The organism is Anaerohalosphaeraceae bacterium (assembly GCA_037479115.1).
In the GTDB taxonomy this organism is placed as follows: domain Bacteria; phylum Planctomycetota; class Phycisphaerae; order Sedimentisphaerales; family Anaerohalosphaeraceae; genus JAHDQI01.
Genome location: JBBFLK010000040.1, coordinates 1 through 12,003, shown reverse-complemented (window position 1 = coordinate 12,003; position 12,003 = coordinate 1). Strand labels below are relative to the sequence as shown.

Sequence of the window (12,003 nt, the reverse complement as noted above, 5' to 3'; positions counted from 1 at the left end):
TATTAGGTATCTCTATGATGCAGCGGGGCGTCAGGTTGCGATGATCAACCCGCAAAAGAATTATGAAGTCAAGACGCTTGATTCGATGGGGCGTGTCATTCGAAGTGTATTGTATCAGACCGTTGATGAACCGGATGTTCTTGCACCTGGAGAAAACAATGATATTTCGGTTACCCAGCGACGTATGGAATATGACAATCTGGGCACAATGGTTACAAGTGTCCTGATGGCTGATGCTGCCAATACAGAGGGCTATGATACCGCCGTTGATCAGGTTACCATTCAAGTCATAGAATATGATCATATCGATAAGGGGACCCATATGGTCACTTATAGCCGCGGTATTGGGGATACCGGTGAAGTGATAGACAGCACTTGGAGTCTGTCGGATGTAGCTCACGACGGTAGCGGTCGAGGATTGCCGACATTGATTCGGAAGGGCTTTGCTCCCAGTGATGCCTCGCAGCCGCGGTACGAAGAGGATGTCATTTACAATGCGGCAGGGCAAGTGACATTTCGGGCGACGTATCACTTTGCCGACCGAGATGGCCAAAGCCCCACTGTGTCCGTCTATCACAAAATGGAATATGACGGTTATGGACGTTTGGTTGCCGACATCTCTGATCCAGATGGGAATCCGAATACGACAACGGGGGATCTTCACATGGCGTTTGCGTACAAAGGCCGTTATAAGGTCAGCCAGACAGACCCGAAAGGCAATCTCACGACCTATGAATATGATTCCTTTGGTCAAATGATTACAAAGACGGAGGATGCCGGAGGTTTGGCCCGCATAACTTGCTATGAGTATGACCGGCTGGGGAATCTGAAAAAAATCATTGCGGATGATGACAACAATCCCGCCAATGGTGTCCAGGAGACCCTATATACCTATGATAAAGCAGGCCGGGTAATCCAGATTACCTATCCGGACAACAAAACGATTGCCTATGAGTATCAAGACCCTGCTGCGGCTGGACGCCCCACCAAGCGGACCGACCAAAGAGGGATTGTGACTGTCTATGAATACGATAAGCGGGGCAATCTGCTCAAGAAGCAAGATCACCCAACCAATCCTACTATCGTAGAAACTTATACTTATGATGCCCGTGGCCTTATGCTTACGGCCAAGAAAGGCACGCTTGCCGATGAGGATGCCATCAGTGCTATCGAATTTACTTATAATGACTTGGGCTATCTGGAGTCTACCACACAGCAAATCAAAGACAATACCGCCAAGACAATCACTTATGAACGCAATCAGGTTGGAAGACCAATCAAGATTACTTATCCCGATATTTCCTCAACTCAATACATCTATAGTTACACATCGCTGGGCCAGGTAGATATGATCCAACGTTCCGGCACTACCCTGGTTGATTATGGGTATGCAGGAGCAATGGTTACAAGCCGGTTATATCCGGTTGCCAATGTGACTCATACTGCCCATTATGATGACTACGGACGGGTGGAGAGATTGAGGACGGTTAATAACGGCGGTGCCGGAGTGGATTTCGAATATACGTATGATGAGAATGGCAATATTCTGCAGCAGGAATATCTACACAGACCCAGCCAGTCGATTGCCAATAGTTTTCTCTACGATGGTCTCAATCGTCTCTATCAGGCTACATACCAAGCGGGGACTGCCGGAACAGAGACTTTTGATTATGACCTGCTGGGCAATCGGGACAGTGTGGAGGATAGCCGTATGGGGACGACCTGCAGCTATGGACCCAATACGGCAGTCAATCAATATACCTCCGTCTGCGGAACGGCTGTGAACTATGACGATGCGGGCAATCTGATTCGCGACCACCGGGGGTACGGGTATATCTATGACTATGAAAACCGGCTTGTGCAGATTTATAAAGATTTAAACGCCAACGGGGTGTATGATGAGGGGTCGGATGTGAATTTGGCCGTCTATGTCTATGATGCCCTTGGACGGCGGATTGAGAAGGCCGATCCGCAGGGCAATACGGCCGAGCGGTATTATTATGACGACCAGCGGGTCCTGCTGCGGACGCAGGTTTCCGGCGGGGTGGAAAGCGATTCGCGGATGTTTGTGTTCGGCAACTATGTGGATGAGGTTTTGCTGATGCGGCTGCCGACGGAGACGGAGTATCTCTACGGGCATGACCATCTGTATAGTGTGGTCTGCCTGTTCGACGAATCCGGCAGTGTGCAGGAACGCTGCGAATACGATGCTTACGGTAAGGTCATTGTTTTGTCTACGAACTACGAACCACGAACTACGAGCTTGTATGGCAATCCCTACACCTTCACCGGCCGTGAGCTGGATATTCTCGACGGCGGGAATCTGCAGGTAATGTATTATCGAGCGAGATATTATGATGCGGACACGGGGCGGTTTGGGCAGCGGGAACCTTTAGGGGCAAATCCGGTTGGAGGGAAAGAGAATCCGTTTAAGGTGCAAAGGCAATATGCAAGTGGAATGAATATCTATGAATATACCAAATCAAATCCGGTAAAATACCTTGATACCGATGGTTTAATGCCAAAGGCCTGTTGCGAGGCACTTCTGCCCCACCTTCTTACTCATCCAAGAGTTAGACCATATCATGATAAAGCAAGAAAGTCCTATGATTTAAATGGCAAGCCTTGCCTTAAAGAAATCAAATGCAAACCATGCCCAGCAGGTCAAATGGGAGCATACTATCCAAAAGAAAAAATCATTGTACTATGCACACACGAAGGACCAGGTTTTACGAGGCCACAAGTGTTAGAAACTCTTATTCATGAATTGGTTCATGCAATCCAATGCGATTATAGCTATTCATGTGGCCGTTGTATGGCAAAAGAAGTTGAAGCATATTATACAGATGGATCTTGTACAACAGATATCGACTGTGTTGATGCTGCCTGGAGAAGCTGCGCTGGAGTATCAAGCTGCAGCGGGAAGGGGCCTGCTGATTATTATGGCAAGATACCTTTTCCCCCCCAACCCTCGAACCCTCCTAGGGAAAAAGATTGAGGATGTCAGGATGATCAAGAATATTACTATTGTGATGTTATGTTTAATTCTTATTGTGGTGTTACTTGCAAAAACCAGTGATCCCTATCAGAATTATGAAAAAGTAATTAGCCATCCACGTCCCATAGGACAGGAAATTTATGGCGCTCGAGAACCCAATGGAGGTCAAGTTAAAATTATAGTCTATGCCACAGAATGGTCTGATGAGACATGGAGTCTGTCGGTATTGTTTAAGGACGAGAGTGATAATACTCTACGATTTACAACGCATTCTCCTAATTCCCCAAAACACTGGACAGCTTATAAATTTAAAGGTCAAGATTATTCTGAAGGCACAGTTATGCAATTAGAAGAGATAAGTTCCAGGTCAAATTACATACGGCCGTCCATTTGGGAAATACCAGAACAGTATGATAGCGTAAATAGAAGATAAAGCAGTGTAACTAAAATTCAGAGTATACCTTTGGCATGCTCCCCGAAATTTGAACCAAGTTGGATGAGAGGATAGCCGACAGAAGCAGTCTGGATAGGACTGTTTTGGTGAAAGGTTATCGGACATGGCAAAAAGTGCAAGTGGTACAGAGATTGTAGGGAAGTTACGTCAAGCGGATGTGTTATTGGCGCAGGGCAAGACGGGGACGGAGTATCTCTACGGGCATGACCATCTGTACAGTCCGGCGGTGCTGTTTAGTTCGAGCGGGACGGTATCGGTGCGGTATGAATACGATGCCTACGGCCGGCGGAGGCAATATACAGCCGGCTGGGTGCCGAGTTCGCTCCAGATTTGGGGCAATTATTACGCCTTCACGGGGCGGGAGTTAGACTATCTGGACGGCGGGAATCTGCAGGTAATGTATTACCGGGCGCGATATTATGATACAGACACGGGGCGGTTTTTGCATCGGGACCCGCTGGGGATTGACCCTGCCGGCGGGAATGGAAATCCCTTTCACCCGACGGGGCAGTACGCGGATGGGATGAATGGGTATGAGTATGGAAAGTCAAGACCGCTGACGAATAATGATCCATATGGTTTAACGGTAGCAAGTTCTTGTTGTGAATATACAGTAAGATGGCTTCTCGGCAGAGATTTTCAAGTTCGAGATTTATATCAGAAAGCCCAGAAAAGCCGTGATAGGAACATGAAGCCCTGTCTGAAGAAAATACAGTGCGGCAAATGTTCTGATGACACGATGGGCTACTATCATACCAAGAGAAAACAAATTGTTGTCTGCAATGAAAATATCCGTGCCAGTCAAATCAAAGAAGTTCTTATGCATGAATTGATTCATGCCATTCAGTGCGACCTAAGTAGAAATTGTGGCCATTGCATGAGAAAAGAACTTGAGGCATATTATTATGGTGGTTCTTGTTCAAATCCGCCGCCTGGATTAAGTCAAGAAGAATACTGCCTCAAGCGTGCATGGGACAGCTGCGGATCAATAGACTTCTGTTCAGGAGATAATTGGAAAAATTATATCGGACGATTTCAGTTTCCACCCGATATGTCTGATCCTCCTCGGATAGCAAATCGCTCATGATTGTTTTCATGAAAGGATAGAATGATATGAATATAAAAGTTTTTATTTTGATCTTCATAGGATGGACATTTTTGTTAAGTTTCCTTTTCATTTTTGTGGTTATCCAATATACCAAACCGAAAGTGCCATTAGGCCATCCTTTCCCGCGCGAAGGTCATGAATACGTCTATCAAACATCCAATGCCACAGAACCGAATCTTCGTATCTACATGGAGCAATGGACCGATGGAGAATGGAAACTGCTTAGTGTTCTTTTTATTGACTCTAATGGAAGAAATATCTTTGTTCTATGTAGTCCTCCTTGGGATCCTAAACAGTTGTATATAAAAGAAATAACCGATATACAAAGTGGCACCGGTGTAGTGTTGACTGCGAAGGAATCTACAATTAAGCGCTTATAGTGGCAGCAAGTCAAACCAAAAAACAATGTGGCAATAAAAACTGTATCTGACCAGCTAAAGGTTCCAGACAGTGGACATACTGGGTCCAGCGGGTCCTGCTGCGGACGCAGGTTTCCGGCGGGGTGGAAAGCGATTCGCGGATGTTTGTGTTCGGCAACTATATGGATGAGGTGTTGATGATGCGGCTGCCGACGGGGACGGAGTATTTCTACGGGCATGACCATCTGTACAGTCCGGCGGTGCTGTTTAGTTCGAGCGGGACGGTATCGGTGCGGTATGAATACGATGCCTACGGCCGGCGGAGGCAATATACAGCCGGCTGGGTGCCGAGTTCGCTCCAGATTTGGGGCAATTATTACGCCTTCACGGGGCGGGAATTAGACTGGCTGGACGGCGGGAATCTGCAGGTGATGTATTATCGGGCACGGTATTATGATCCGGATACCGGGAGGTTTCTGCAGCGGGACCCGCTGGGGATCAATCCGGCAGGCGAATCTGTAAGTCCATTTGATGCTCAGGCCCAATACACAGATGGGATGAATTTGTATGAATATATCAAAAGTAACCCAATAATATATTTAGACCCACAGGGGTATATGACAAACGCGGACCTTGTTAAAAAATATACAAAAACAGAATGGGATAAACAAACGAATTGTATCGATACTGTACATGTATATGGGCATGGATATCAGGATGACTATAATGCCTACATTGGAAGCGGCAAACATATGACCCTGTTTTTACCCAGAGTTCATATGCCAAATGGACCGTATTGTTGTGTCATTAAAGTTTGGCTGAGAATGTGCTATGTTGGAAGAGACCCCAGAAATTTAGAACGGATTGCGATTTCTATTGCGCGAAGCAACCCTGGGAAATGGGTATACGTATGCGGCTGTGATGATTTATACGTTGAAAATTGGATTCTCCCCCAGTGGCTTGGGGGGTGGTGTGAAGGGAGATGGGTGTGTAGGTCAGCCAAGAGATAACAGATAGGGCAAAGAAATGAATACAATCAAGAAATGGGGCATAATCAGTATCTGCTTTGTATTGACATCAGGACTATGCCTCTATTATTTCCATACAGGCTCTTTTCTTGAACGTTTGCTCTATGCCGATTTGGCCGCCGTAGAAAAAATGGTTGCGTCCGGAGCAAATATTCGACAAACAAAGCAGGGAATGGGCGCTTTACATTTGTTGGCAAAGATCAAATGTTTCCGTTCCAATGATGCCAAAAAAGGCGCACTTGATTATGGGGAATATGTCAAAATTGCTGACTATCTTATCAACGCCGGCCTGAATCCTGATGCTCTTGATAAGGAAGGCAATGCTCCTATCCACTATGCTCTGTCTTTTTCGTACTTTGAAATGGCGCAAATGCTGATAGAGAAGGGGGCAGACATCCATCAGAAAGATGCGAACGGATACAGCCCGCTGCATTTGGCCATTCTATCTCGTGCCCCGATTGCCATCCTGCAGCTGCTAATGCAAAAAGGAGCCAATGTCAATGCAAAGGATCCGTCGGGTTCCACACCCTTGCATGAGGCAGTCATCAATGGTGATATGAATGCAGTAGAAATTCTGACTGATTCTGGGGCAGATATAAAGGCCAGAGATGATATGGATGATACTCCATATGATTTAGCAATCGCTTTTAAAAAAGAGGATATTGTTCAATTTTTTCAGAAGAAATTTGGTGAAAACGGAGAAAATTAAAGACAGAGATTTTGTTGGAAGAATCGCCCACGAAATGTCCAGGACATATCCCTAAGATCAACGATATGAACAAAAATATTATCAAAAACGCTATCGGGTTCTTTATTTTGATAATGGTTCTATTTGTAATGCACGGTACTTTTGTAAATCAAATGTACCAAGGAAGGGCGTGGTCAATTGAACAACTGATTTCAGATTTTATCCGTGAAAACGGCCGATTCCCTGACAGTGAACAAGAACTTGTTGATAAAGGGTATATCAGAATTGAATTTGAAAACGGGGTGCCAACATGCTATGTAAGGACCGCTTGTGACCAGAAAAATAAGTGGGAGAAATGGCCTGTATACCTTGAACGATTTGAAATTTTATATGGAGTGAAAATAGATGACTTTATTGTGAAGGATAAAAAATTATATAAAAGAGGAACGAATGAACAGATTTTCTTGCTCAGTGGTCCTTACAACCGAAAAATGGAGCCAACGTTAAGACGAATGTATAATTATGATCTCATTGAGATGGTATGAAGAAATGAAAAATGCAAAGCGGAAATAGATGACCGTTAACAGATTGGCAGACCACAGGAAAGCAGCGAGATGAGATACATTTCAAAAAAGTCAAAATCTTTGCTGTGATTTCTATAATTTGTGTCTGCAGTGTATTATTATCTGACTATTATCTCGGGTATCATCGAGGGCGTTTTATGAAAAGTGAGCACACCAATGATCCGAATGAGACAAGAGGAAGAACTGAATCAGACCTTCTTTTTGATTGATGCTGTTTGACAATGTATTACAAGGTCCAGCGGGTACTGTTGCGGACATCGGTCAATAGCGGCGGTACGGAGAGCGATTTGCGGATGTTTGTGTTCGGCAACGATCTTGATGAGGTGTTGATGATGGATTTCTATTTGGGTGCGAGAATGGTGAATAGAAATGAGTTTCTTTTATTCCTGATATTCCTATTGCTGGGAGGTTGTCAATCCCCGCAATTGGTTCCATTTCCGATTGCTTGTGAGGAGTCCTGCAGGTCAGAAGAACCGCTGATTGTTTTTCTCTCTACAGAATATGATTCCGGCCGAGTGGAAATGGGGTCGAAAAACACTGGGTTTTTCACATTTCTCAACGAGGGAGGGAAGGACCTGGTTATTACAAATATTTCCACCTCTTGTGGTTGTACGGTTATAGAGGCCCCGAACACTATCCTTAAGCCCGGTCAATCCTCAGAGATTACCGTAACGTACGTTGCTGATTCTCTCGGGAAGTCTCGAAAACGCATTCTTGTTTTTTCGAATGACCCGATTCGTCCCAAGATTGAATTGTGGGTATCTGCCGAGGTAATTGATTCCCGCAAATCCAAACAGATGCTCCAGTCCAGTTCTCCATTGTCACTTCAGGAAATCCGGCCGTCCCGGGGCACTCTGTCTCCAGAACTGAAGAAATACCTCCGGCAGTTGAACAAATCTACCGGCGGCTAAAAGCTGCAGCAGGAACAATCAGGAGAAGCCATGCAATTTATTCGACAGATTTTTTGTCCACGGGTTTTTCCCTTATGGGTACCCCTCTTTTGGGGGAGCATGAATAGCGGAGCTGAAAGTCTTCTTCGAAATGGGTCTTTTGAAGAATCGGATGTTTCATCGGCAACAGGATGGAAGACGGCGATATGGGCGGGCGAGGCGGATTTTCGAATTGTTCCAGAAGGGTGTGTGGGACAGTGCTGTGCTCAGATTACTTCAAAAGAAGATGGGGCCGATGTTGCTTGGCAAGCTATAGTCCCTCTGGAGGAGCATACAACGTACCGATTATCTGGTTGGGTCAAGACTGAAAAGGTCCAAGCGGACAGAGGACGAGGGGCTCTGTTGAATATTCATGGGATGGAGGGTATCCGTACAAAAGCCCTGGTTGGGACAACAGACTGGACCTATCTTGAGGTCTATTTTAATTCGATTGAGCGCAAGCAGGTAATGGTTAATTGTTTATTGGGTGGATGGGGAACATCTTCGGGAAAAGCATGGTTTGATGATATACGATTAGAACCTGTTTCTCAAAGAGATGAGCCGATATTTCTTCGATTGGATCTATCGAAAACAGGGCATCCTATTTCTCCATATGTTTATGGCCAGTTGGTTGAACATGTAGGCAAGTGCATCTATGGCGGGCTGTGGGCCGAAATGCTTGAGGATCGCAAATTTTATTATCCTATCAAAGATCATTTTGTCGGATGGTTCCCCCGTGGGCAAAAGGGATTTGCGGAGGATGCTTTTTATACGGAACTTGCCGGATCGCCCTGGTATGTAATCGGACCGCCAGAAACAGTGATTATGTCTGAGGAACGCCCATTTGTAGGCAAACATACTCCGCAGGTTCTCGCAAAAGGCGACGGTGGTTCTTATGGGATTGGACAGGGCCAGCTGGGACTAATAGAAAAGAGACAGTATACCGGTCGGATTTATTTAGCAGGGGAACAAAGTGCCGCTCCAATCCTGGTCAGCTTAATTTGGGGGGACAAAAAGACGCAGAGGGATTCAATAGCCATTTACAAACTATCCGAAAAGTATACAGAGATTCCTTTGGCCTTTACTGCAGGCATAACAACAAATGAAGGTCGTCTGGAAATTATCAGTCAAGGAAGAGGTGTCTTTAAAATCGGATGTGTTTCTTTGATGCCTTCTGATAATGTTAATGGGTGGCGCAGGGATGTACTTGGGCTGTTAAAGGAGCTTAACTCGCCTATCTATAAATGGCCCGGGGGAAATTTTGTGAGTGGATATGATTGGACTGCTGGCCTAGGAGAGCGGGATCTTCGGCCGCCTGAAAAAAATCCACATTGGATGGGGATTGAAGATAATGATGTTGGGATTCATGAGTTTATGAACTTCTGTAAGATTCTTAACACAACAGCGGCTCTTGCGGTTAACGCAGGAACGGAGGGAGCCGAGCAGGCGGCTCAATTGGTGGAATATGTAAATGGCTCAACATCTACGGCTATGGGTAGACTCCGAGCCCAGAATGGCCACCCCGAACCATTTGGTGTAAAATTATTTTATGTGGGCAATGAAATGTGGGGGACTCACCAAAAAGGATATATTTCATTGGATCTTTATGCTCAGAAGCACAATCGGATGGTAAAAGCCATGAAGGATGTTGATCCTGCCATCCAAGTTGTAGCTGTTGGACGAACAGGGATCTGGGGAAAAACAATGTTATTGAGATGTACCGAACATATGGATTTCATCAGCGACAATTTTTATCGGAAGGGGTCAGAAGATCTTTTTAATCATGCAAACTCGATTGCTGCGGTGGTTCGTTATATCACAGATACCTATCGAGAATACCAAGTGAATCTTCCATCCCTGAAGGATAAAAAAATTTTCCTTATCTTAGATGAATGGGGATATTGGAAAGAAAACAGAAGATACGGAGAGATAGGGACCCAATATTTTCTGGAGGATGCACCTGGCATCGCTCTTGGTTTGCACGGGATCTTTCGGAATAGCGATTTGATTCCAATAGCACATTATGCCCAGGCAGTCAATGCACTCGGAGCTATAAAAACATCGAAAACCGGTGCGATATTTGATGTACCAGGTCTAGTTCTAAAATTATATCGGGAACACATGGGAACTCTTCCGATTCGGGTGGAGGGAATTGATGCTCCTTTGGATGTTTTTGCCTCGTTGTCTGGGGATAAACGTTTTCTTACTGTTGGAATAGTGAATCCAACAGAATATCGGCAAAAACTTAAAATAGACATTCACCCATTCAGTATTTATGACAAGATGGAGTCGTATGTAATTTCCGGGAAAGGCAGGAAAGACTTTAATGAACCCGGGAAAGAACCGGTGATTCTAATTCAAAAACAAGTCGTAGATTCTCTTCCTGATATATATGAGATACCATCGATTAGCATTACATTATTTAAATATACACTGAACCATTGCTGTCCAAGATAATCTGTAATCGTAGATTATCTCTGTAAATTCTTTGCCGAAACGTCTGTTTCGGACAACTTTTTCCATTATTTAAATTCAGGTTGCCGTCTTTTTTTCGTTTCTCCATTTTCTGCTGTCCAAGTCTTATCCAAACAATAATAATTGGCCGTCCGGCGGGCCTAATGCCGGGACTGTCAAGAATCTTTCGCACTTTTTCTGATAGTTCTTTCCTTGATCATTTCTCTTGCCTTGCCTGCCACCGCCGGGGGTGGCAACAGTTATCGGTCTATCCGGCCATGACCTCCTGTTTTTCCTGCTGCTGTCGTTTCATTTCCTTGAGTCGGTCCATGTTCATATACCGCTTGAGACCCCATTGCGTTCCGGCGATATGCCACAGCCGGGCCGCTGCCAGCATCAGGGCACTGTGACCGTCCGGGAAGCATCCGACCACCCGCGTCCGCCGGCGGATCTGCTTGTTGATCGTTTCCAGCGGGTTGTTCGTGTAGATGTGCCGGTGATGCTCCCGCGGGAAGCCGAAGTACGTCAGCGTCTCTTCCACGCCCTCCCGCACCGTCTCGGCGGCCCTGGACAGCTTCATGCCCTCCAGCTTGGCAATGACATCCCGGGCCTTGGTGTGGAGATTCCGGGTGTAGTGACCGGCCCGGGTATAGATGACCTTGAACTTTCGCCCGCCGCATGCCCGACAAACAAATCCTTTCAGCGTTTTCGTTTTTACGTCCTGCATAGTTGCCTGCTTTTCTGGATCTGGGAGAGTCGAATCTTCGCAGGCCGATTTTCCCGGTCGGCCTCCGTTCCAAACAATTTAGCGCCTTCCATTGACGCGGCTACCCCGCAGCCTACCAAGCAGTCCAGCCAGTGGTTGTCGGGCCGGATGGCCTTCAGTTTCCATTCATCCACCACTCGGTCCCGTGCCGCTGTCTGGATGCGGTATTCAGCTGTCAGATGCTCGGCCAGCAGACGATGGGTAGTTTCGTCCCTGCCGAATAGTGATAATGCTCCCGGATCACCCATCGCTACCGCCAGGCGCCCGTGCACAAAGCTCTTCCAGTAGTTGGTGTCGATTAAGACATGGCGAACGGCGTGTTTACTAGCTGTATTGGGAATCCGCCAATGCAGCCCCACGCGGTCTCCTTTTTTGCGTTTGTATTCAGAAAATGGGATCGATGAGGCGCCGACATATTTTCCGTGGCTGGGCAGGACAATCCCGGCAAATTTCGACTGCCGGCAGAACTGATAAACCACATCGGTGCTTTGGCCCCAGTTGGCATCGATCAGGCAGCGGTCAATCTTCATGTCCAGGCCATCTTCCCGACGGTAAAAGCGGCCCAGTTTCTCCTCGGTCAATTAAACCCCTACCCATTGTCAAGACAGAAAACGGGTTGTTTTAAGGTGGATTCA

Annotated in this window: 11 protein-coding genes; 9 read left to right on the top strand and 2 right to left on the bottom strand. The window is 46.2% G+C overall.

Annotated elements, in window-relative coordinates:
- Positions 1-40 precede the first annotated feature (40 nt).
- From WHS88_12380 to WHS88_12340, 9 genes are all read left to right on the top strand, one after another.
- Positions 41-2,998, top strand: coding sequence for an RHS repeat-associated core domain-containing protein (locus WHS88_12380; GenBank protein ID MEJ5260975.1), 2,958 nt, complete (start codon positions 41-43; stop codon positions 2,996-2,998).
- 10 nt (positions 2,999-3,008) lie between these two features.
- Entirely contained in the window at positions 3,009-3,431 is a 423-nt protein-coding gene (locus WHS88_12375) for a hypothetical protein (protein MEJ5260974.1), read from the top strand.
- 124 nt (positions 3,432-3,555) lie between these two features.
- On the top strand, positions 3,556-4,539 hold the full coding sequence (locus WHS88_12370) for an RHS repeat-associated core domain-containing protein (GenBank protein ID MEJ5260973.1): 984 nt from the start codon (positions 3,556-3,558) through the stop codon (positions 4,537-4,539).
- A gap of 26 nt (positions 4,540-4,565) precedes the next feature.
- Positions 4,566-4,940: a hypothetical protein gene (locus WHS88_12365; GenBank protein MEJ5260972.1), complete on the top strand. Its 375-nt coding sequence runs from the start codon at positions 4,566-4,568 to the stop codon at positions 4,938-4,940.
- 122 nt (positions 4,941-5,062) lie between these two features.
- A complete protein-coding gene (locus tag WHS88_12360; protein MEJ5260971.1) occupies positions 5,063-5,929 on the top strand; it encodes an RHS repeat-associated core domain-containing protein in 867 nt (288 codons plus the stop codon).
- A 16-nt stretch (positions 5,930-5,945) separates the two neighbouring features.
- Positions 5,946-6,656: an ankyrin repeat domain-containing protein gene (locus WHS88_12355; protein MEJ5260970.1), complete on the top strand. Its 711-nt coding sequence runs from the start codon at positions 5,946-5,948 to the stop codon at positions 6,654-6,656.
- 65 nt (positions 6,657-6,721) lie between these two features.
- Positions 6,722-7,180, top strand: coding sequence for a hypothetical protein (locus tag WHS88_12350; protein ID MEJ5260969.1), 459 nt, complete (start codon positions 6,722-6,724; stop codon positions 7,178-7,180).
- A 332-nt stretch (positions 7,181-7,512) separates the two neighbouring features.
- Complete coding sequence (locus tag WHS88_12345; GenBank protein ID MEJ5260968.1) at positions 7,513-8,130, top strand: DUF1573 domain-containing protein; 618 nt, start codon at positions 7,513-7,515, stop codon at positions 8,128-8,130.
- A 99-nt stretch (positions 8,131-8,229) separates the two neighbouring features.
- Complete coding sequence (locus tag WHS88_12340; GenBank protein ID MEJ5260967.1) at positions 8,230-10,605, top strand: alpha-L-arabinofuranosidase C-terminal domain-containing protein; 2,376 nt, start codon at positions 8,230-8,232, stop codon at positions 10,603-10,605.
- A gap of 265 nt (positions 10,606-10,870) precedes the next feature.
- On the opposite strand, the gene WHS88_12335 is transcribed toward WHS88_12340, so the two are convergent.
- Together WHS88_12335 and WHS88_12330 are read right to left on the bottom strand one after the other, a co-directional pair.
- A complete protein-coding gene (locus tag WHS88_12335; GenBank protein MEJ5260966.1) occupies positions 10,871-11,329 on the bottom strand; it encodes a transposase in 459 nt (152 codons plus the stop codon).
- Positions 11,317-11,949 (bottom strand): terminase gpA endonuclease subunit, encoded by a 633-nt coding sequence (locus WHS88_12330; protein ID MEJ5260965.1) that lies wholly within the window; start codon positions 11,947-11,949, stop codon positions 11,317-11,319. Before WHS88_12330 ends, WHS88_12335 begins: the two co-directional genes overlap by 13 nt.
- Between the last annotated feature and the right edge of the window lie 54 nt (positions 11,950-12,003).